Here is a 22,567-nt window from a genome sequence, read left to right as displayed (position 1 = left end):
GTCGCGGTAGACACGCAATGTTGAACCAGATCTAGTCGCTTGTCTGATCGGATTCCTTAGCCAGCGCAAGAATCAATGCCTTTAGCCGCTGGGGATTAACTGGTTTGGCTAAGGCGCGATACCCCGCCAGGCGCGCCTGATCTCTGACACTCGCCCCATCATCGGCGCTTACCATGATGCAGGGACAACTCCAGCCCAGTTTTTCGAAGACCCACTGGAGGGCCACAATCCCGGTATCACCGTCATCCAGATGAAAATCCGCTACCACCACATGCGCCTCAAAGCCGCGTAATGCGTCCAACAACTCCATACGCGTCGCGACCGTATTCACTTCACAACCATCCGCAGTCAGCATTGCGCTCATCGCTTCGCGGATACGTAAATCGTTATCGATGCACACCACCTTCACACCATCAAGACGACCGACCGCAGCGTCTGAATCCGCTGCGGTGCCCTGTGACAGGACAGCCTCTACCCGCTGAACCGTTAAAGAAAACAGGCTTCCGCGGCTCAGCTCAGAACTCAGACGAAGAGGTAAGTCGAGCAAGTTTGCGTAGCGGCTCACTATTGCCAGGCCCAGACCCAATCCCTCTTCGTTACCGGCTGCCGAACCGGGCAGCCTTTCAAACTCCGAAAAGACCCGGGCCTGCTCAGCTGCAGGTATGCCTGGCCCCTGATCTAAAATCTGAATTTCGGCCCCATTCATCCGACGGCGCACACCTAATAGCACTGTGCCGCGCGGACTATACTTAATGGCGTTGGAAAGTAAGTTCTGCAAGGCTCGATACAGTAGGTTTGGATCGCTGCGCAACCACAATGAAGAGTTTCGGAGGCGCAAATTCAAATTTGCGCGCTGCGCGGCGGGTCCAAACTCTGCATGCAGATCTTTTAACAGCTTGTGCACCGGAAATGTTTCTAAGGTAATTTGCTGCTTACCCGAATCGAGACGCGCAACTTCTCTCAATTCCGAAATCAGTTGCTCTGCTCGCCCCAAAGACTGATCTATCTTGTCGACCAACAATGCGCTGTCCTGTGCATCTTTGGTATGCGGTTTTAGCGCAGCCACAAAGAGTCTGGCGGCGCTGATGGGTTGGAGTAGATCATGGCTCGTCGCCGACATGAATCGCGACTTGGACAGACCTGTATCACGAAGCTTGGCTTCCGCTTCGGCGCGCAAACGGTTTTCCTGACGTAACTGGGCATTTGCGTCCGATAAACTCTGACTCCCCGTCGCAACCCGGTCTTCGAGCTCCAGGCGCACCTCCTCGAGGTGCGTCACCATTTCGCGGTAATCGCTGATATCTATATATGTGGTGACGAACCCACCGCGGGGCAAAGGAACTCCATGGATATCAATAACCCGTCCATCGGGAAGGCGTCGCTCCAGGCGATGTGGATGCCCCTGGCGCAGCCACTCCAACCGTTTTTCTACCTCGTGCTCGATAGAAGTGTTCTCTACCCCAAGCACCCCACGCTCGGCGTTAAAACGATACAGTCGCGCAATAGGCATGCCCACGTAGAGAAGTCGTTGGGGGTAGGCAAACATCGTCTCGTAGCGACTATTCCAGGCGACCAGGCGTAACTGGGAATCAACAACCGATACGCCCTGCAACATGGACTCTACGGTCGTTTCCAAAAGGTCCCGATTAAAGGTCTGTTGCCGCCCTGCCTCAGACACCAAAGAAGCAAGACCGGCAAAATCGACCTGCCGGCTTTCGGTCAACTCCGTAAACACCCGACTAGACGATGCCGCACCAATAACACTGGCTAACAGCGACTCCGCTTCGCGCACCGCAAAAAGAGGCAAACGATCAGCGGGCAAAAGGCGCTGCTGATAGCGATCTTCAAAAGAATGCCACAGCTGCTGCAAACGAGATTCCTCGAGAAACGGAGGTAGCAGCGCACGAAGCTGTCCTGCTCTTACAACCGAGAGGTTAAAGTCATCTCCCTGCAGTTCACTCGGGTTATCTGCATCCATAAAAACCGCCGCTTGGCGTGCATCCGCCAACGATGGCTTAAAGAGCCACGACAAACTAAGAACCAGGAAGGTATTGACGCCCAAACTCCATAGGGCGGCATAGCTCAATGGACCGGGACCCTCCCAACTCAGCAACGATTGGGGGCGCAGCCACGCTTGGCCAAACAGGCCAGCTGCGCTAAGAACGTGGTCTTCAGTAAGCACTTGCGGTAACACCAAACAGTAAAACCAGAGCGCCAGGCCCGCGGCCAAACCGGCGGTGATCGCAACCCCATGCGCCCGTCGCCAGTACAGGCCGGCCAGCAGACCCGGCGCAAGCTGGGCTGCCGCCAGAAAGGACATAAACCCTATCTCCGTTAGCCAGGATATGCTGTGCAGCTGTGTCGATACGAGCCACGCCGCCGCCAATATCAGGAGAATAGTGATCTGACGCACGACCCGCAGACGATTCCCCAAAGACAGCAAGGATGCACCCTGGTCAGATTTTCCGCGGATCATTGCAGGCACTGCCACCTCGTTGGTAAGCATGATCGCGAGGCTCACGGTCGCAACAATGACCATTCCAGTAGCCGCAGAAAGGCCTCCCACAAAAGCGATCAAAGAGATCCATGAAACATCTAACGCCGCTGGCAGCATCTGCACATAGGTGTCCGGACTAACACTCTGTGTCGACGCGCCGAAAAGATGACTTCCCGCGAGGCTCACAGGCACAACCAGCAGCATGAACAAGATCAGATAAAGTGGCAGTAGCCAACGCGAAGAGCGCGTAGTCGCCTCGTCCTGTGCTTCCACCACCATGACGTGGAACTGGCGGGGAAGACAGAATATCGCAAAGGCACTAATCAAAATTTGTGTATAAAAATCTGCTGAGAGCTCTACCTTAGCCAGGGATTGAGTCCCCCAGCCCGCAGATGGTGCGATGTCCGGACGTCGCAGATAGGCCAGGGCGAGCATCGCCACGCAAAGGAAAGCAACAAGCTTAACGACGGACTCAAGAGCAATGGCGCTCATCATTCCTCGATGTCGTTCACGCCCGTCAAGTCTCCTCGCTCCGAAGAGCACCGTGAAACCGCCAAGCACAATAGCGATAGCCAAACCTGAATCAGTGTTACTCAGGGAGGGACCCCCAGCGTCGCCAGCAACGATCGACCACGCCTGCGCAAGGGCACGAAACTGCAGGGCGATATAGGGAAGGACTGCGGCTGTAGCGACAACAGTGACTAACATAGACAGCTGCTGACGCTTACCAAAGCGTGCGCCGAAGTAATCGGCAATCGATGTTACGCGATGACGGGTCCCCAGATTCACCAACCGCCGGAGCAGCGGCCAGGCAAGCAAAAAAACCAATATCGGACCGAGAAAAATCGGGACATGGCTCCAGGGAGAGGACGTTGCGCTACCCACCGCGCCGTAGAATGTCCATGAGCTGCAATACACACCGAGAGACATGGCATAGACCAATCCCTGGCGGCGCGAAAACCCGGGGGAGACAGCGACACTTGCGCGTCGATCAACAATCCAGGCCACCGCAAACAGAGCGCAGATGTAAAGCACCGCGAGGCTGAGTATGTAGGATGGCGAATTCAAGGTTGCGGTGCCCCAGACCTGCTCTTAGGCGTTAGATTGACCCTACCACAGCCACTGCAGCGTGCGCCTGAGCTAACTAGGCCAGATTTCTGCGTTCGCGAACGGCCATGGCCAACTTATCAAAGACCGACTCGGTAGCCGCCCAATCAATGCAAGCGTCAGTAATACTCTGTCCATAGACCAGCGGCTGGCCAGGCACTACGTTCTGCCGCCCTTCCACCAGATTGCTTTCAATCATGATGCCAAAAATGCTGCGACTGCCCCGGGCGACCTGACTGGCGATATCATTCGCCACATCTACTTGCCGCGAGGGAATCTTGCGGCTATTCGCGTGACTTGCGTCGATCATAATGCGCGCCGGCAGTCCCGCCTTGCTCAACATGGCGCTCGCGTCATCCACAGAGAACATGTCGTAGTTAGGGTGTTTGCCGCCACGCAGAATAATATGACAGTCCTCATTACCCGTTGTCTGAAAAATGGCGGAATGCCCTTTCTTTGTTACCGAAAGGAAGCGGTGTGGCTGCGATGCAGAGTTAATGGCATCAATCGCAACCTGAACGTCACCGTCAGTTGCATTTTTAAAACCCACCGGGCAAGACAAACCTGAGGCGAGTTCTCGGTGAGTCTGGCTTTCCGTCGTTCGTGCACCAATAGCACCCCAGGAAACCAGATCCGCAACATACTGAGGACTGATAAGGTCGAGATACTCGGTACCCGAGGGGAGTCCCATCTCGGCAAGGTCCAGTAACAGCTTGCGGGCAAGGTGCAGGCCTTTGTTAATCTGAAAGGTATCGTTAAGGTCGGGATCGTTAATCAAGCCCTTCCAGCCCACAGTGGTTCTAGGCTTTTCGAAATACACGCGCATGACAATTTGCAGATCTGCGCTGTAGGCCTCTGCGGCTTGCTTCAGTCCCTGGGCATAATCCCGGGCTGCATTGGGATCGTGGATAGAACAGGGACCCACGACGACTAACAATCGATCGTCGTCCCCGCGGAGGATCGACGAAATCGCTCCTCGAGCATTGGCAACGGTTTGAGCCGCCGCATCACTCAGGGGGACATCGTCGACCAGAGACTCTGGGGAGATCAGCTCGTTGGTTTTCTGGATTCTTAGGTCATCAGTCACAGAAGGCATGATTTGTCGCTACATACAGTTAAAAAAGGCGCGCAATTCTATCATGCCAAGCCACTGACTTTGAATTTCACAGGTTTATGTCGGCAATTCATCAGGGGCGGGCAGGCCCGACTCAAAACAAGACCTTGTGCAGCTTATGTTTGTACTGAGTCCGGTCTGGTACTCGTCACCCAGCGAATGATGTGCTCTTCAAAATCATCCTCCGCCACTTGGGTTTCACTTATTGAGCGACCACGCACCGACATGCCCGCAAGATGCACCGAGTTCGGGTCACCCGTTACCAATGGGTGCCACTCGGGAAGCGGCTGTCCCTGATCGACCAGACGGTAGGCACAGGTATCCGGGAGCCAAGCCAGATTTTCTCGTTGATCCGGTGTGAGCACCACGCAATCCGGCACCAGCTCTTGGCGCGTTTCGTAGCGCGTGCACTGGCACTTGGTTTCATCAAGCAAGTGACAGGCGACATCGGTGTAGTAAATTCCCCCGCTATAGGCGTCTTCGAGCTTATGCAGACAGCAGCGGGCGCATCCATCACACAGTGACTCCCACTGCTCCCGAGACATATCCTTCGGCGCAACGGACTCCCAAAACGCTTGCGTGGTCATCAACCCATGCCTAAAAATGACAGAACTCGACGGCTAACTCTTGGGGTCACGAACAAGCATCCTTGATTCTTGATGATCTATTTTAAAAAACTCTGTCGCTTTCAATAAGTCACTAAGCCTTCGGTAACCGTAGTTTACCGGAGAGAACGAGGGGTTATTGTTGGAGATATAACTACCCACCCTGGACATATCAGCCCAGCCGTCATCATTGACGGTTTGATCTACTGCCGTGCGCAGAAGTTTGACCAGCCTTGCGTCCTGTCGCAACTTTGCTCGGGGAACCCGTGCAGTAACCGGTGCACTTTCGTCATCGCCCTTCTTTGCCGGAAGGAGGTTCTCAATAAAAATAAACGGTGAGCAAGAATCCACAAATGGCTGTGGCGTTTTCTTTTCGCCGAAACCGTAAACGGGAAATCCGCTTTCGAGTATGCGCAACACCAGCGGAGTAAAGTCACTATCACTGGTCATCAATGCAAAAGCGTCGACGTTACCGCTATACAGCAGGTCCATGGCATCAATGATCATCGCTGAGTCTGTGGCGTTTTTGCCTTTGGTGTAGGCAAACTGCTGCATAGGTCTAATGGCGTGAGGGTGAAGCTTGTCGGCCCAAGCCGACAGCGAGGGATTGTTCCAATCCCCGTGGGCATGACGCACATTTACCGTGCCGTGCGTTGCCAGTTCTTCAAGCACACCCTCAATGGCCGTTGCCCTCACATTATCGCAATCAATCAGCAGCGCTATACGCTTAGTCTCAGACAAACCTTTGGTCCTTTTGGCTGCAAAGAATCATGTCTTTCACTTTAGCGGCTTTGGGTGCAGAACTCGAACAGAAACTGATATTCATCCCGTGTCCTTTAAAGCCTCGGTCCCGCCATAACGTCGATAAAAAAGCTTTAACCAAAAAGGCGAGAACACAGTGGTATAAACAATCACAAGAACCACCGCCGCATACACTTCGCCTTGCAAAACCCCCGCGACTCGGCCCAGCTCAGCAAAGACAAGCCCCACCTCGGCGCGAGGCACCATAGCCATGCCAATAGCCTGACGAATCAGCCGCGGCTCACGAAACAGCAGATGCCCCGCCATCACCTTGCCCGCAATCGCCACCACGGCGAGCGACAGAGAGAACATCCATACAAAAGGCGATTCCCAATTCACTATACGCAGATCCAGAGACAGACCTACGCCCACAAAAAATATGGGCGTGAAAAGCTGGACGATGGGACGCATTTCACTGCGGACTTGATCTGTGAAAGCAGCGTCCGGCGCCATTCTCTGCCCAAAGGGTAGAAAAAAACGTCGTGACAGCGCTAGTCCCACCACAAAGCCACCGAGTAATTCCGGAGCACCCACCGCATGCGCTACCCAGGCAAAAAACAGCACCAGGGAAACAATCAACGTAGCTACCAGGCCGGGCAGTTCGGTCACGTGGCCGTAGCGGCTCAATACCGCGGAAATCAATTCTGCAACAATGGGCGATATCACGAAAAAGAGACCGATAAATGCCACGAGATTGAGCAAAACCCCGTAGCCAACCGTATTAGCGATAGACAGCTGAAAAAGAAAGGCCAGAATTAATACGCCCAGAAGATCGTCAAGCACTGCCGCGCCCAGCACCACCTGCCCTTCCCGGCTGTTCTCGCGGCCCACATCTTTCAGGATGCGCACAGTGACACCGATGCTTGTCGCGGTCATGGCGCCGCCCACAAACAGGGACACAAGAACTGGCATCTCGAAAACTTCACGGCACAAAAAATAGCTGCCCAGCATGGGAATGATCACACCCCCCAAGGCCACCGCACTCGCCTCGCCCCCCGCCGCAGTAAGTCGACGAATGTTTGTTTCCAGCCCCACCTGAAACAGCAGCAAAATGATGCCGATATCAGCCATTAGACGCAGAAATTCGTTTGGATGAACCCAACCCAGTTGGCTTGGGCCAAGGACCACACCGACCAGCAGTTCGCCGATAACTGAAGGCGCCCCCAGATGCATTACGATTTCGCCGGCAATACGTGCGGCCGCAAGAATAATCGCCAGTTGCAACAGAACTTCAGCGCCTTCCATGATTCAGCCCACCTGTCAGATACCGCATTAGACCCTTGAGATAATGGCAGCGAGCGCAAATAACAGCAAATCTCGTGACCAGGCACCAAAATCTGCTGCATTGAACGCCATAGCCCAACTGATTTCCCCCGTTGAACTGTGTATCCTTCGCGCCCACATTAGCTCACACAATCATAGGAACCTTCTTCCGTGTTCGACACCCTCCGTCAGGACTGGCTTGGCAATGTTCGCAATGACCTTTTAGCCGGACTGGTTGTTGCTCTGGCTCTGATTCCCGAAGCCATTGCTTTCTCGATTATTGCGGGCGTCGACCCTAAAGTCGGGCTCTACGCATCCTTTTGCATCGCCGTTGTTATAGCCTTCGCCGGGGGTCGTCCCGGTATGATTTCAGCAGCCACAGGAGCCATGGCCCTGGTTATGGTGGTACTGGTGCGAGAACACGGTTTGCAGTACCTCCTTGCCGCCACAGTACTCACTGGAATTTTGCAAATCATTGCGGGCTGGGTACGTTTGGGAAGCCTCATGCGATTTGTTTCGCGGTCGGTGGTCACAGGATTTGTAAATGCTCTGGCTATTCTGATTTTCATGGCGCAGTTACCGGAACTCATCGACGTAAGCTGGCACGTGTATGCTATGACGGCCGCGGGGCTGGGCATCATTTACGGTCTGCCCTACATCACGCGGGCGGTTCCCTCCCCTCTCATTACCATTGTAGTGCTCACCATTGTGGCCATCTGGATGGATCTGGACATTCGCCGCGTAGGTGATATGGGCGAGCTTCCCGATAGTCTGCCTATATTTCTCATCCCCGAGGTGCCCCTGAACTTGGAAACGCTGGGCATCATCTTTCCCTATGCGCTCACGCTAATGGTGGTTGGACTTCTAGAATCTCTCATGACGGCCACCATCGTCGATGATCTTACGGACACCAAGAGCAACAAGAATCGTGAATGTGTGGGCCAGGGTATCGCCAACATCGCCAGTGGATTCATAGGGGGTATGGCAGGCTGCGCGATGATCGGACAATCGGTCATCAATGTGAAGTCAGGTGGCCGGGGACGACTATCTACGCTTGTCGCCGGCGTGTTCCTACTTATCATGGTGGTCTTCGCCGACGCCTGGGTCAGCCAGATTCCTATGGCTGCCCTGGTCGCGGTCATGATCATGGTTTCTATTGGTACATTCAGTTGGTCTTCGATTCGCGACCTAAAAGATCACCCACGCAGTTCCAGTGTCGTAATGCTGGCGACCGTCGCCGTGACCGTCGCAACACACGATCTTGCCCGGGGTGTCCTTACCGGCGTTTTGCTGTCTGGTTTTTTCTTTGCGCACAAGGTCGGCCAAATCCTGTACCTGCGATCAATGGTTGACGACGATGGTAGAGCCAGGACTTACCGGGTCTTCGGACAGGTGTTCTTTGCCAGCGCAGACCGTTTCATCGCTGCTTTTGATTATCAGGAAGTCATTGAGCGCGTCCGCATCGATGTCAGTAGAGCCCACTTTTGGGACATCACTGCGATCAGTGCGCTGGATAAGGTGATTTTGAAATTTCGCCGGGAAGGGACAGAAGTTGAAGTTATCGGTTTGAACGAAGCAAGCGCCACCATGGTGGACCGGTTTGCCGTGCACGACAAAGATGGCGCCGACGACCTGCTGATGGAGCACTAACACGATGGCAGTGAACAATCAGGAAAAAATCCTCGCCTGTGTCGACCAGTCTCAGTTCGCGGACTATGTCACGGACTATGCGGCCTGGGCAGCGCGTCGTATCCATGCACCCTTGGAGCTGATGCACATCATCGATACCCACCAGACACCCCCCTCAGGCGAGGATCACAGCGGCACCATTGGTTTTGACGCCCAAGAGCAGCTACTCACCAAGCTGACTGAAGAAGACGAGGCCAGAACCCGCGCGCTTCGAGAGGCCGGTCGAATGTTTTTGAACAAGCTTCGCGAACGCGCCAGCAATCAGGGAGCGCCAGAGGTCGACACACGTCAACGCTATGGCGAGTTGGTAGAAACGCTTCAGGAGCAAGAGGACGGCGTACAGCTAATGGTCCTTGGTAGACGTGGCGAGTCCGCTGAAACCACCCAAAGAGACCTGGGTCGCAATGTAGAGCGAGTGGTCCGGGCAGTAAGTAAGCCGATTCTGACGGTGACCGAAGGCTTTCGTGAACCACAACGCCTGATGTTTGCCTTTGACGGCAGCGCGGTCACCCGTCGTGGCGTTGAGATGATCGCCAGCAGTGCATTATTCAGAGGGCTACCCATTCTTTTACTCATGTCCGGCAAGGTAAACCCTGACGGCTCCAAGAAACTGGACTGGGCAGAGAAAACCCTGAGTGCTGCAGGCTATACGGTGAGCAAAAAACTTATACCCGGTGATGCCGAATCAGTGATCGCCAAGACTGTTAATGACGAGTCCATCGATCTACTGATTATGGGGGCATTTAGCCATTCGCCCTTACGCACGCTATTGTTCGGTAGTAAGACTGCTGACCTTTTACGTTCCTCGGGAATACCCACATTACTTCTTGGCTAAGCTTCATTTGGCTTACTGCATAAAGGGAATGAAACCCATGCTGCACCTTCCTAGCAACTGCTGGTCCCAACGCTTCATCAAGAACTGTATCGCAGCGCTGTGCCTTTGTCTGGGTGGAGCGACGTCAGCACAGACACTGGAGCCTGTTGAAGGTTCTTTTACTATTGCGAACTTCGGCTACGAAGACGGTAGCACTGAAGCACTGACACAGCACTACAGAACATTGGGAACACCCCGTCGTAACGCTGAAGGAAAAGTGACTAACGCTGTACTCATCATGCACGGCACCACCGGCAGCGGCGGGGGGTTTCTGCGTGAGAAGTTCGCTGGCGTACTGTTTGAAAACGGCGGAATCCTCGATGCCCGACGCTACTTCATCGTTCTGACTGATGCTATAGGTCACGGTCAGTCCAGCAAACCCAGCACAAGCTCGGCGGGCGACTTCCCCCTGTACAGCTACAACGACATGGTGCACGCGCAGTACCGATTACTCACGGAACACCTGGGGGTAAATCACCTTCGGCTTGTAACCGGCACGTCTATGGGAGGCATGCTGAGTTGGGTTTGGGGGTACGAGTATCCACAGTTCATGGACGCACTCATGCCTCTGGCGAGCCTTCCTGTGGAGATCGCTGGACGCAACCGTATGCTGCGCAAAATGATTATTGATGCTGTGAAGAACGATCCCGATTACCAAAACGGTTTTTACAAGACTCAGCCAGCGGGGCTTCGCGAGGCGCTCTACCCGTTAATCTTTATGGTATCGAGCCCGCTGCATTATCAGGAGCTTGCACCTACGCGAGTGGCAGCTGAGGCTATGCTCAATGCCAGCCTGGATCGCTACAGTGGGATGATGGATGCGAACGATCTAATTTACGCCTTTGACGCGTCCAGGGACTACAACCCTGCTCCAAGGCTTTCAGAAATTCGTGCGCCTTTGTTGGCCATCAATTCCGCTGATGATCAGGTCAATCCTCCGGAGCTTATGCTGCTGGAATCGCATATAGCAAAAGTACCTCGGGGAGAGGCGGTCACCCTGGATATTTCCCCGCTGACCCGGGGACACGGCACGCACTCCCTTCCCAGCATTTGGGGGCCCTACCTGGCTCGCTTTCTTGAAGCAACGGAAACCAGCGACCCGGATGGTCGTGACTACAGCGCGCTCAAGAACCCGGATGCAGCGATCTGGAACACCCCGGCACCCGACAGCTTTATCGCGAACTTTGACACTACCGAGGGCCGGTTCAGCATTGCGGTGGAGCGACGCCTAGCCCCACTGGGCGCTGATCGCTTCTATCAGTTGATCAGTGCCGGCTACTACGACGGTGTGCATTTCAATCGAGTGGTGCCGGGCTTCATTGCACAGTTTGGTGTCCACGGAGAGCCCGAGATCAATGCTGTGTGGAAAGACCAAATGATCCACGATGACCCTGTTACTGGGAGCAACCTTCGCGGCAACATTGCCTTTGCCATGACGGGGCCAAACACCCGAAGCACGCAGATTTTCATCAACACCGTAGACAACTCAAGACTCGATGCCGGCGGGTTTTCCAGCTTTGGCAAAGTCATCACCGGCATGGACGTTGTGGATCGCTTATACGGACTGCACGGCGAGAACGCTGGAGGCGGTCTTCGCGGTGGCAAGCAAGGCCCGCTGGAGGTTGGGGGCAGCAAATACCTGCACAGCAGCTACCCACTACTGGATTTCATTCGCAGTGCGACAATCCAGTAATGTGCTTGGTCATCCCCGGGGGCTAAGCAGGCTTTTTTGCAATGCAGGTCTCCCAAAACCCTCAGTCTGAACTATGAATAGTCACGCGCCCTACTCGATTACTACTGCTTTGGTGAATAAGTAGCTCTCCTTTGTGCGTCACCCACACGTGCCGCACGATACCCACACCCGAAGGTATAGCCCAGCTCTGAAAATGCTCACTAGCAGGATCAAAACGCACCAGTGCATCCGGACGCATACCCGACTCGTTGTACCAGATCACATCATCGATAACGGCAATAGCATAGGGATGAGACCTGGGACCACTGGGTGACGGCCACTCCCTGGTCCGCCCTGTACTTGGATCGAGAACGCCGATCCGTCCCAGCGTTGAATTGACGTACCAGACTCGCCCATCGCTCGCGATATCCAGTCGACGAATGCGCGTCTTTTCATCCGGGATCTCGAAAAACTCGATTTCCATACTGACAGGATCCATTGCGCCGATCGCATTAGTACCGTTGTGGGCAATCCACAACCGCCCAGCTGGCCCCACCTTGATGCCGTAGGGACGCGCTCGGGTCTTAACTTCTGTAAGTTCGCCCGTCTGTGGGTTTAGTCGACCCAACATGCCCGCCTGCTGCGCCGTAAAGTAGAGCATGCCATTGGGGTGAAAAGCCGCTGTATGAGGATCAATTGCTTCGGTGGGGTACTCAGCAATAAGACCAGTAGCAGGATCAAGCCTCCCGATCGTTGCATTGCCGTTCCCGGTGTACCAGATAGAGCCGTCTGCATTGGGAACAATACTGTGAGGGCGTGCTGCGGGCGGCAAGTGAAACTCCTGCATCGCTCCAGTTTGAGGATCAAGACGGCCAACAAGACTTGCCCACATGCCAGTCCACCAGATACTACCGTCTGTCGCCTCAACAGGATCTCGAGATCGCTGACCCAACGTCGGCGCGATCCACTCTTCGATGGTGATTTTGACAGGCCCTGAAATCAGCGTCGGCTTGCGCTCTTGCTTCGCAGGAAAGTTCGCAGCCAAATACTGCGAAATAGTCTCTGCCTGAGGATCGGCTAACTCAATCATGCTGTTGATCAACATGCGCCACTGTTCAGCACTATCAAAACCCGCAGAGTTCACGATTCGGGAAATGCTGTGGCAACTCACACAAAGCTTGGAGACCAGATCTTTGCCGTCTCCCTCAGGGAGATCCTGTCCTTGCACGGGTAGAACAAAAAACAGCACCAGTAGTGCCTTCGCCGCAACGGTATTACTAGAAAACATCGACATGACTGGTTTAACCGACTGCAATCAATGAATGCCAAGATTAGCAGCTTTTATCTTAGCTAATCCTGACTCAGAAGACGCTGAGAAAATTCGGCACCAGCACTCTCAAGAAGCACTCTTAAAGGCGATTGCAGGCTCTGTGCCGCAGTCGCCGAACCCCGAAGTGATGCGCCGAGGCCAGTGGCGAGCATTCGCTGATAGTAAGGGAGTTCGCGTCGATAACCCGGTAAGTGATCATCAAGCGCGTCGTCGCTTTGCAAACTGGTCATAAAGGCATCAACAAGTTCTGCCAGCGATTCCTGCAGCTTGGGTTTTTCTGCCATGCCTTCATCTGCCGCTATGGACCAGGTCATGTCCTGACGTAACTCACAGGTTCCCAGACAGTCTCCCACATCCCGATCGCCCCACTCGCCGGGACCAACCAGGGACAACTGCCAATCACCCCCGCGGGTGTAAAGGTAATAAATGCTCCCCACCGCCGGCTTGAACTGAAACTTCGCAGACAGCACCAGCACCGAAGCAAACCAGTCAAACAATAACTCCGCAGGTGCTTTTGCATTGATGGTGGAGGGTCGTGTTTCACCCCAGTGTGCAAGAACCGGAACGAGGCCTTTGCCCTGGGGATTCGGATTTTTATGCGGATTGCGTGACATGCTTACCTTACGTACACATTCGCCACACGGTTCTTCAAACGGAGAACTTTAAGCGAAGTTCGGTCCGTAAATCAGGGCTCCTCACAGCTAGCCCAATGCTCATCCAGCATCTGGCCCACGGTATTGGGCTCTACCAGGTGAGCGGCATACCAGGTATGCAAACAACGAATACGCGTAAAATCAGCGATTCCGCCAATTCCCCGATGCGCCAAAGCACTCCACTGTCCACGACTTTCGAGTAGCTCTCGCTCGCCGCTTGCCAGATACGACTCTCTCAATTCGATGTGACGTTGATGATCATGCTCCATGGCTTGCTGTAACTCTGGTGAATCATTAATACGAGTCTGGAATGCATGGATCCTACCGGAAGCTTCTTCACGATCGATACGAAGATTAAGCGCCGGATCTATCAACCAAAAGAGTGTAGGAAAGGGCTTTTCTTCCACAACCGATGCAACGCGAATGACAGAAGGTTGGCCCGCATCATCCAGAACCATTACCTGTCTCAAGCCCCGGGGGCGGCGACCAAGACGTGACTCGACGCGATGAAGCATAGCCTCGTTCAGGGAAACATTCTGTGCACTGCCAGTCATAGCGCAACAATACCTGTTCTCGGTGTCTCATGTCATCGCGGGACGGATCCTTGTAGTGCTTGGAGCGAGCTCCAAGCCCAGTAGACTGTTTGACAAGATCGGGACAGGCACCTACTCTCCATCCCGCCTTAGGTGCCTGCCAACGCCACAGCGTTGGGTCAGGTTAAAAGGGAAGCAGGTCCACTGTCATCGCGAGCTCAGGCTCCTGAACGACTCATTCCTGCGCTGCCCCCGCAACGGTAGGTAGTGTGCAAACACTGCGAGCCCGATACCTGCCTTGGCAATAGCACCCGATGGAGCGGAGGGCTTCACGAAAGGTCGCTAAATGCAGTCCTCGCATGAGTATGCACAGCGCAGGCAGTGTTTTGTTCCCTTGATCCCCTCCCTCAATCGCCCTATGGCAATTGAGGAAAATTAGATGTTTGATAGCAAAGAACTCGCCACGCAACGGCGATACCTGCCCCTGGCAATTAGAACAGCGCTCGCTTGCGGGCTGCTGACACCCACTGCGCAGCTTGCTGCCCAAAGTGTTTTAGAGGAAACCGTCGTGAGCTCATCCCGGGTGGAGATGCCGCTACGCGACGTGGGCACATCTGTGACGGTGCTAACTCAGGACGAGATTGTCCAACGCGGCTTCCTTTCTCTCCCCGACCTCCTTCGCACCCAGCCATCGATCGCCGCGACGAACAACGGCGGACCCGGGAAAGCAACCAGCCTGCGCGTTCGCGGCGAAGAAGGCTATCGAACCATGGTTATTATCGATGGGATCGATATTAGCGATACCTCTAGTCCCCAAGTGAGCCCCCGTCTCGAGCAGTTACTGACTACGGGCATCTCTCGAGTGGAAATACTCCGAGGCCCCCAAGGTTTGAGCTACGGCGCAGACGCCGGCGGTGTCATCAACATTCGCACCAACTCACCCAGCGAGGGTTTGGGTGGCGGTGTCACCGCGGAACAAGGCCGCTACAACACCCAGCAACTGAGTGGACGCATTGGCGGCAGCTTTGACAGCGTCGACTTTTTGATCAGTGGCGCGGATATGTCCACCGATGGGTTCAATGCTCGAGACACAGACACAGACCGTGTTGACGATGATGGTTACGATAATCAAACCATCCACGCCCGCGCCGGCTGGGATCTAAACGACAGCCTGCGATTGGAAGCCGTTGCCCGGCAGGTCGAAGGTGAAAATGCCTTTGATGGGTGCTTTAACGCTTCGTTTTCACCAAGCAATGATTGCGAAGATAGTTTTGCCCAGGACAGCTGGCGAGTATCAGCGGAACTCACCCAAGGGCGCTTCTCTCATGAGCTAGCCTACAGCGACAATGTCACCGAGCGAGAGTTTTTCGCCGAAAACTCAGCGTTCTTTAGCGCTGAAGGCGGGTTGGAACGACTGAGTTACATTGGGCAGTGGCGTCAATCAGAGAAAATGTCTCTGGTGTACGGCGTGGATCGCGAAGAAGAGTCCATCGACGACGGCAGCTTTGATCGCTCCCGAAGTCAGACAGGTATATACGGCGAGTATCAAGGTCGACTCAGTGATTCGCTCACCATTACCGCTGGCGCACGACACGATGACAATGACGACTTTGGCGACTACCTGAGCTATCGCTTGAGCGGCGCCTGGGTTACTGACCTGGCCGCAGGAGAACTAAAACTGAAAGGTGCCTACGGCACAGGTTTTCGCGCCCCCAGTCTTTACGAAATCAGCTACAACAACGGTCCCTTTGCAGCACCTCCTGCATCAAACACAGTACTACAAGAAGAGACCAGCGGTGGTTATGATCTGGGTGTGGCCTGGGCATCACCCAACGGCTCCTATCTCGAAGTCACCTGGTTTGATCAGGAAATTGACGACCTGATCACCTTCGACGTCGTTAGCTTTTCGGGCTATGTACAACAGTCGGGCCGCTCTGACTCTCAGGGCATAGAGCTGATCGCAGACTTACCTCTTGCTATGGGCTTTCGTATAAATGGCAATTACACCTGGAACGAAACAACGGCGCCCGATGGCCAACAACGAGCCTTTAGACCCGAGCACCTAGCAAACCTGGGTATCGCCTACCAGAATCCCGAGGGTCGACTAAGACTCGGTGTTAATCTGCGCTCCTCGGCAAGCTCAGTGGACACCTCCGGCGCTGAGTTAGATGATTACGTACTGATGGATGTAAATGCGAGCTACGAGCTTGTTACCGGATTGACCGTCTACGGTCGGCTCGAGAACGCTCTGGACGAGGATTACATGGAAATTCCAAGCTACAACACCGCGGGTCAAGCGGCGTATGCAGGAGTCCGTTATGAGTTCTGATGCGAAAAAAGATGCCCGTCACAAGGCGGCTATGGAGAAGCAAAAGGAGTCTGTCGATGCGTCTATTGCCGCGGCAGATCTGGAGCAAGGCGTAGCGATTCTCCTCACCGGCAACGGTAAAGGAAAAACCAGCTCTGCGTTTGGAATGATCATGCGCGCCCTGGGCTATGGCCACAAGGTCGGCGTCGTTCAGTTCATCAAGGGGCAGCAGCTATCCGGCGAAGAAATCTATCTGCGCGATCGCTGCCCAGATGTGGCATTTTATCAAATGGGTACCGGCTTTACCTGGGACACTCAGGACCGCAGCGCGGATATGGCGGCCGCCCGAGCAACCTGGGATCAGGCCTTACCCATGCTCAAAGACCCAAGCTTTGATCTGGTAGTCCTGGACGAACTGACTTATATGCTTTCCTTCGATTATCTCAGCGAAGATGAAGTCATCGAAGCCATCCAAAACCGCCCCCCCGAACAAAGCGTGGTAGTTACCGGCCGTGGTGGCGGCTCGCGTCTCAGGGACGTCATGGACACCGTGTCGGAAGTCAAAGACGTCAAACACGCCTACAACGCGGGCATCAAAGCTCGTCGCGGCGTTGACTACTGAGCGTGTCCTTTAGAGGACTGGGTACTCCCGCGTCGCTGACGGTGCTGTTAGTGGTGGCCATCTGCGCCGCGCTTTCACTGGGCGCGGTGCCTCTGGCCCCTAAGGAACTTATTGCTGTGTTGAGCGGTGATGGTGACGCGCTGCACCGCACGGTGTTGCTTCAATTGCGATTACCCAGGGTACTGCAGGCGGCCAGCATTGGCGGATTGCTGGCCCTCACCGGCGCCCTATCCCAGGGTATGTTTCGCAATCCTCTCGCCGACCCCTCGCTAATAGGGGTTACCGGCGGTGCCTCTCTTGGCGGCGCACTGATTCTTGCGCTGGGCATAGGTGCAGGCCTCAGTGGCGATATCTACGTGTCTTTGGGGGCCTTTGTCGGCGGACTGCTAGCGACCTGGCTTGTTTATCAGATCGCGCGCACTGCACAAGGGACCTCAGTGTCAACCTTGCTGCTGGCAGGCGTTGCTATCACTGCCCTTGCAGGAGCACTCGTGAATGTCCTGGAGATGAGTATCGACAACAGCACCCTGAGGCGCGTTGCCCTGTGGCGACTAGGATCACTGGCGGGAGCCAATTACCAAACTCTGATGATAGCCAGCACCGCACTGGGGATACTGGTAATGGCATCAATGCCGCTTCGCAATGTGCTCAATGCACTGTTGCTGGGCGAGGCTGAAGCGGGCCATCTGGGCTACCGCAGTGGTACAAGCAAAGCCCTACTGACAGCTCTCATTGCTGCCGGCATGGGGGTCAGTGTGGCCCTTGCGGGAGCCATTGCCTTCGTTGGGCTTGTGGTTCCGCATATGGTTCGCCTGTATTCTGGCCCTGAGCATCACGCATTGCTACCGCGCTGTACCTTGCTGGGCGCTCTGGTTCTCGTGCTTGCGGACTTACTATCGCGCATTTTACTGGCACCTGGCGAGATTCCTCTGGGGATTGTTACAGCACTACTTGGCGTACCCTACTTTCTTGTTCTGCTGCGGCGTTACCAAGCCCGGCTGGTGTTCTCGTGAGTCCCCCGCTGCTGGATGTACACAATGCAGGACTGCGTTTTGCTGCAAGCACTCTGCTGAGCGAGATCAGTTTTTCCCTCGGCTCCGGCGAAGTCATTGGCATTGCCGGCAGTAACGGTGCAGGTAAAAGCAGCCTGCTGCGACTCGCTTGCGCCGAGTATTCATGCAGTAGCGGAAGTGTGTCTCTTGACGGTACGGACATCGGATCTATAGAGCCCCGCACTCGCGCTAAGCGTATTGCTGTTCTTCCTCAAAGCATGGGTCTGCAGTTTGATTTTACCGTCAGGCAAGTCAGCGAACTTGGGCGTTCTCCCCATGGAGATCTCGGTGGAGCCGGGTCGCAGGTGGTTGATCAGGTCCTGGACAGCTGCGAGCTGACGAGCCTTGCTCACCGACTTTATCCATCGTTGAGTGGCGGAGAAAAACAACGAACACAATTTGCCAGAGTACTGGCTCAGCTTTTACCTAAGGCGTGCTCCAGCGATCTCAGTGGCCAGATTCTGATTCTTGACGAGCCCACCTCGGCGATGGATGTTCGCCATCAGGAACGATTCCTGCGCCTCGTTGCAAAGCTACGGGATCTTGGCTGTGCAGTGTTGTTAGTCATGCATGACATTAATCTTCTCAGTCGCTGCTCAGATCGTCTGCTATATCTAAAGCACGGGCGCATGTTGTCTCTGGGGCCCACGGCAGAGCAACTCAATGAGCAAGCCCTGAGTGAGCTTTACGAATATCCGCTAAGGATAAGATCCATGTCCGACGGTACTCCGCCCTTCGTATACCCTGCCTCTCACGCACCCAATGCTTAAGCGATACGGCAACTGCTTGTGCCTGTTCACACTATTTGCCGTGCACGCTGCGTATGCCACAGTAGATGCCAGGGACGCGGAGGGCCGTGTTGTGAGTCTGCACAAGCCTGCACAGCGCGTCATTGCCCTGGCTCCGCACATCGTCGAAAACCTCTACAGCATTGACGCCCAGAGCAGCATCGTGGGAGCCGTGCAATACAGCGACTACCCCGAGCCAGCGCGAGAAATCCCGCGAGTCGGCGGTGTAGGATCAATGAGCCTTGAAAAAATTGTCGCCTTGCAGCCTGACCTCGTCATTCTGTGGGGATCAGGAACACCCCCCGGTTTACGCTCAGGTATTGAGCGACTCGGGCTTCCCTATTTTATTGATGAGGTTCGCTCGCTTGCAGACCTGAAGCGCAGCCTCCAGGCGCTGGGCAAATTGACGGGCCGCATATCCCAAGCAGAACAAATCACGGCAGAGCTGCAATCATCGATCGCCCAGGTAACCGCCAACGCCCGAACGGAGGGCAAAGCGGAGCGTCCGAAGGTATTTTTGCAGCTCTGGAATCAACCATTACAAAGTATTGGTAAAGATCACCTGCTTAATGAGGTCATTGAACGATGCGGAGGAAGAAGCATCACTGACTCCATCATCGGGCTCGCCCCGTTAGTGAGTATGGAGCGTGTACTGGCGGATGATCCAGAGCTGATCATCGTAGAAAACCAACAGCAGTCGCTGCACTGGAATAGTTACCCGCAACTTCACGCCATACAAAGCGACAACGTTGTAGTGATTAACCCTGACTTGCTCCACCGCCCCACCCTGCGTTTGCTTCAAGGCATGCAAATCATCTGTGAGCGCGTGAGCGCCAGTCGCAGGGACCTCAACGACTAGCTATCGCCGATGCGTGCATGTTCCGCGGCATAGGTGTACACCACATCCGTGCTCGAATTGAGCGCTGTTTCTGCCGAGTCTTGAATCACACTGATAATGAAGCCTACTGCAACCACCTGCATGGCGATGTCCAGAGGGATGCCGAACAATCCACAGGCTAATGGTATTAACAGTAAACTACCCGAAGGCACACCCGAGGCACCGCAGGCAGCCAATGACGAGACAATGCACAGCATTAGGGCCTGAGCAAACGACACTTCGACACCAAGGGTATGTGCGGCGGCCACCGAAAGCGTTGTAATAGTGATCGCAGCACCGGCCATATTTACCGTTGCCCCTACCGGAATCGTGACCGAGTAAAGCTCCTCACTAATCCCCAAACGCTTCGCCAGCGCCAAATTGACCGGAATATTGGCCGCTGAGCTGCGCGTAAAGAATGCGGTTACCCCAGACTCTTCCAAACAACGAAACACTACTGGATAAGGGTTTTTCCTCGTCAACAGCCAGACGTAAAGTGGATTGACCAAGAGCGCGACGATCAGCATCGCAGCAACCAAAAGTCCCGCCACACCCACATAATCTGCCAGCACCTCGACACCGATGGTGGCCACCGTGAAGCAAACTAAACCAAAAATTCCGATAGGCGCTAAAGCAATGACATAGCGAACAACGTCGGCGACACCATCCGCCAGAGTTTGCAGGTTCTGACGAAACGTTTCTGAGGCCCGGCGAAAACTTAGTCCCAGTAAAATAGCCCAGCTCAAACACCCCAGAAAGTTGCCAGTGAGCAGCGCATTAATGGGGTTGTCGACGAGCTTGAACAACACATCGCGCAGCACATTACCCACAGCAGCCGGCGGCGCACCGTCGGCAGCACCGGTGAGGGTCAGAGTCTGGGGGAACGCGGTCGACAGCAGCAAGGCCACCAGAGCCGCTGTCATAGTGCCGACAAAATATAGAATGAGCGTAATCAGTATTCGTCGGGAATCAGCCGGTTTCTCGTGCCGGTTCGCGATAGCCGACATCACAAGCAACATCACCAGCAGTGGCGCTACGGCCTTGAGCATGGCCACAAACAGTTGACCAAGCAGACCAAGATCAACAGCCATACTGGGCCAAAACATACCCATTGCCGCGCCTGCGATAACACCAATGACAATACGCGGGACAAGCCCGATGTCTGAAAGAGCCACAATCACACCCCTGTTAGAAAACAGACGCATTGTACGCGACAGATAAAAACTTTATGCGCCCTACACAATGAAAAAGCCCGGCGCTTGGCCGGGCTTCTATGAACATCGCCTTGAGGACAATGCGCCAGGTTTTAGTCGAGCAGATCCGGCTGCTCCGCAACGATCACATCATAAAGGGGCTGAAAGCTAAACCATCCGGCCAGATGTGAACCCACCTGCTCTGCTGTACTCGCCGCCACATCGTGGGGAATCGGCTTAGGTGTGCCGGCCGCTTCGGCCATAAGCTGTGCCTGACAGCTGCGCTCCATAGTAACAAACCACCAGCAAGCCTCATCGACACTCTCACCAACGGTTAGCAGCCCATGGTTTTGCAAAATCACGGCCTTATTGTCGCCCAGGGCATTGGCAATACGATCACCCTCGGAGACATCAAGTACTACCCCCGTGAAGTCTTCAAACACGGCGTGGCTGTCATAAAAAGCACAGGAGTCCTGTGTCAGCGGATCCAACTTACGACCCAGACTCGACCATGACTTGCCGTACACGGAGTGTGAATGCGCGGCTGCAGTGATTTCTGGATGATTCATGTGGATTCGAGAATGGATGGCGAACGCGGCGCCGTTGAGCAGTCCCTCGCCTTCTACAACGTTTCCGGCGTGATCAACTTTCAGAAGGTCGCTTACACGCATTTGCTTGAAAGAGCGGCCCATAGGGTTCACCCAAAAGTGATCCGTATGCTCGGGGTCCCGCACAGTAATATGCCCCGCCACCCCCTCATCAAAGCCGAATTTACCAAATATGCGCAGCGAAGCTGCCAGTCGCTGCTTGCGCTTTAAACGCTCTGCGGCAACATCTTCTAGTACGGTATTCATCGTGACTGTGTCGCCCTGGTTCATCACCAGGTCTGCGGCTGCTTCACCCATTGTTTTTCTCCTTCAATGTTGAGAGATCGTTATTTGCTTAATGCTAGCGCAAGACTGCGCAAAATTCTCTAACTGCCTTCACGCTCCAGGTGTGGAAAGGCCGGCAGCGAGGTCTCGCCCACGCGCACGCCTTTGACATGAGTCGCCAGCGCCGGGCCAACCATGGGTGTAACATGCTGTGGACGTAAATCCTCGTGGCATTCGCTGCAGGTCATTACCGGCAAGGTCTTTTTGCCGCAACTTTGATGGAAGTACTCGACTGGAGCACCATCGCCACGGTCCATCCATTCGTCACCCCAGCGACCCAGCATCATGAGTACCGGATACAAGCCCAGACCTTTGCGCGTTAAACGATACTCGTGCCGCGGCGGCTTTTGGCTGTATTGGACGCGCGTCAAAACGCCTTGGTCAACCAGCTTGCTCAAACGTTCCGACAAGCGATGACGGGTTATTCCAAGGTTTGACTGAAACTGATCAAAACGCCGTGTACCAAAAAACGCGTCACGCAAGATAAGCAGAGTCCAACGCTCGCCTACGACAGACAGTGCCCGCGCCACGGAACAGACCTGAAGATCTATGTCATCCCAACGCATTGTTTACTCCCCAAAAGGCCGTGAGTTCTCGGCTGAATTTTCTCGCAGGCATAAAAAAAGGCAAGCCATTACTGGCTTGCCTTTCCGAAAA

General features: G+C 54.7%; 19 protein-coding genes and 1 riboswitch. Of the genes, 8 read left to right on the top strand and 11 right to left on the bottom strand.

The features are described from left to right. Positions 1-31: 31 nt before the first annotated feature. From R0135_RS01415 to R0135_RS01395, 5 genes are all read right to left on the bottom strand, one after another. Positions 32-3,565, bottom strand: a complete 3,534-nt coding sequence (locus R0135_RS01415; RefSeq protein ID WP_407348480.1) for a PAS-domain containing protein — start codon at positions 3,563-3,565, stop codon at positions 32-34. A gap of 76 nt (positions 3,566-3,641) precedes the next feature. Continuing rightward, the gene (locus R0135_RS01410) at positions 3,642-4,700 is read right to left on the bottom strand and encodes a 3-deoxy-7-phosphoheptulonate synthase (RefSeq protein ID WP_407348479.1); all 1,059 of its coding nucleotides are present in this window, start codon (positions 4,698-4,700) and stop codon (positions 3,642-3,644) included. Positions 4,701-4,834: 134 nt separating this feature from the next. Continuing rightward, on the bottom strand, positions 4,835-5,305 hold the full coding sequence (locus tag R0135_RS01405) for a YcgN family cysteine cluster protein (protein ID WP_407348478.1): 471 nt from the start codon (positions 5,303-5,305) through the stop codon (positions 4,835-4,837). Between the two features lie 33 nt (positions 5,306-5,338). Continuing rightward, on the bottom strand, positions 5,339-6,064 hold the full coding sequence (locus R0135_RS01400; protein ID WP_407348477.1) for an NYN domain-containing protein: 726 nt from the start codon (positions 6,062-6,064) through the stop codon (positions 5,339-5,341). Positions 6,065-6,145: 81 nt separating this feature from the next. Then, complete coding sequence (locus tag R0135_RS01395) at positions 6,146-7,369, bottom strand: cation:proton antiporter (RefSeq protein ID WP_407348476.1); 1,224 nt, start codon at positions 7,367-7,369, stop codon at positions 6,146-6,148. A 189-nt stretch (positions 7,370-7,558) separates the two neighbouring features. Here R0135_RS01395 and R0135_RS01390 point away from each other — a divergent pair, with 189 nt between their 5' ends. Genes R0135_RS01390 through R0135_RS01380 form a run of 3 tightly spaced genes read left to right on the top strand, consistent with a single transcriptional unit; the run spans position 7,559 to position 11,643 of the window. Further along, a complete protein-coding gene (locus tag R0135_RS01390) occupies positions 7,559-9,037 on the top strand; it encodes a SulP family inorganic anion transporter (RefSeq protein ID WP_407348475.1) in 1,479 nt (492 codons plus the stop codon). A 4-nt stretch (positions 9,038-9,041) separates the two neighbouring features. Then, positions 9,042-9,911: a universal stress protein gene (locus R0135_RS01385; RefSeq protein WP_407348474.1), complete on the top strand. Its 870-nt coding sequence runs from the start codon at positions 9,042-9,044 to the stop codon at positions 9,909-9,911. 37 nt (positions 9,912-9,948) lie between these two features. Beyond that, a complete protein-coding gene (locus R0135_RS01380; RefSeq protein WP_407348473.1) occupies positions 9,949-11,643 on the top strand; it encodes an alpha/beta fold hydrolase in 1,695 nt (564 codons plus the stop codon). Between the two features lie 61 nt (positions 11,644-11,704). On the opposite strand, the gene R0135_RS01375 is transcribed toward R0135_RS01380, so the two are convergent. The 3 genes from R0135_RS01375 to R0135_RS01365 all read right to left on the bottom strand — a co-directional run bounded on the left by R0135_RS01375 (position 11,705) and on the right by R0135_RS01365 (position 14,159). Next, positions 11,705-12,916 (bottom strand): cytochrome C, encoded by a 1,212-nt coding sequence (locus tag R0135_RS01375; RefSeq protein WP_407348472.1) that lies wholly within the window; start codon positions 12,914-12,916, stop codon positions 11,705-11,707. A gap of 56 nt (positions 12,917-12,972) precedes the next feature. Then, positions 12,973-13,566, bottom strand: a complete 594-nt coding sequence (locus R0135_RS01370; RefSeq protein ID WP_407348471.1) for a DUF2452 domain-containing protein — start codon at positions 13,564-13,566, stop codon at positions 12,973-12,975. Between the two features lie 71 nt (positions 13,567-13,637). Beyond that, complete coding sequence (locus R0135_RS01365; RefSeq protein WP_407348470.1) at positions 13,638-14,159, bottom strand: DUF501 domain-containing protein; 522 nt, start codon at positions 14,157-14,159, stop codon at positions 13,638-13,640. A gap of 113 nt (positions 14,160-14,272) precedes the next feature. Then, positions 14,273-14,454, top strand: a riboswitch (cobalamin riboswitch). Positions 14,455-14,577: 123 nt separating this feature from the next. Here R0135_RS01365 and R0135_RS01360 point away from each other — a divergent pair. The 5 genes from R0135_RS01360 (at position 14,578) to R0135_RS01340 (ending at position 19,767) form a co-directional block, all read left to right on the top strand. Next, positions 14,578-16,467 carry a TonB-dependent receptor plug domain-containing protein gene (locus R0135_RS01360; protein ID WP_407348469.1) on the top strand — a complete coding sequence of 630 codons (1,890 nt, stop codon included), beginning with the start codon at positions 14,578-14,580 and terminating at the stop codon, positions 16,465-16,467. After that, a complete protein-coding gene (gene cobO / locus R0135_RS01355) occupies positions 16,457-17,068 on the top strand; it encodes a cob(I)yrinic acid a,c-diamide adenosyltransferase (protein ID WP_407348468.1) in 612 nt (203 codons plus the stop codon). The genes R0135_RS01360 and cobO overlap by 11 nt, the downstream gene beginning before the upstream one ends. Before the next feature lie 2 nt (positions 17,069-17,070). Continuing rightward, a complete protein-coding gene (locus R0135_RS01350) occupies positions 17,071-18,081 on the top strand; it encodes a FecCD family ABC transporter permease (protein WP_407348467.1) in 1,011 nt (336 codons plus the stop codon). Then, positions 18,078-18,890: an ATP-binding cassette domain-containing protein gene (locus R0135_RS01345; protein ID WP_407348466.1), complete on the top strand. Its 813-nt coding sequence runs from the start codon at positions 18,078-18,080 to the stop codon at positions 18,888-18,890. Before R0135_RS01350 ends, R0135_RS01345 begins: the two co-directional genes overlap by 4 nt. A gap of 91 nt (positions 18,891-18,981) precedes the next feature. Next, positions 18,982-19,767: an ABC transporter substrate-binding protein gene (locus tag R0135_RS01340; RefSeq protein WP_407348465.1), complete on the top strand. Its 786-nt coding sequence runs from the start codon at positions 18,982-18,984 to the stop codon at positions 19,765-19,767. On the opposite strand, the gene sstT is transcribed toward R0135_RS01340, so the two are convergent. The 3 genes from sstT to R0135_RS01325 form a co-directional block, all read right to left on the bottom strand. Beyond that, positions 19,764-20,960: a serine/threonine transporter SstT gene (gene sstT, locus R0135_RS01335; RefSeq protein ID WP_407348464.1), complete on the bottom strand. Its 1,197-nt coding sequence runs from the start codon at positions 20,958-20,960 to the stop codon at positions 19,764-19,766. The two genes, R0135_RS01340 and sstT, sit on opposite strands and share 4 nt — an antisense overlap. A 131-nt stretch (positions 20,961-21,091) precedes the next feature. After that, complete coding sequence (locus R0135_RS01330; RefSeq protein ID WP_407348463.1) at positions 21,092-21,883, bottom strand: class II aldolase/adducin family protein; 792 nt, start codon at positions 21,881-21,883, stop codon at positions 21,092-21,094. Between the two features lie 68 nt (positions 21,884-21,951). Then, positions 21,952-22,476, bottom strand: a complete 525-nt coding sequence (locus R0135_RS01325) for a winged helix-turn-helix transcriptional regulator (protein ID WP_407348462.1) — start codon at positions 22,474-22,476, stop codon at positions 21,952-21,954. Between the last annotated feature and the right edge of the window lie 91 nt (positions 22,477-22,567).

Origin of the sequence: Congregibacter variabilis (assembly GCF_045689235.1) — a bacterium.
GTDB lineage: Bacteria > Pseudomonadota > Gammaproteobacteria > Pseudomonadales > Halieaceae > Congregibacter > Congregibacter variabilis.
This window is presented reverse-complemented; position numbering and strand designations above follow the sequence as displayed.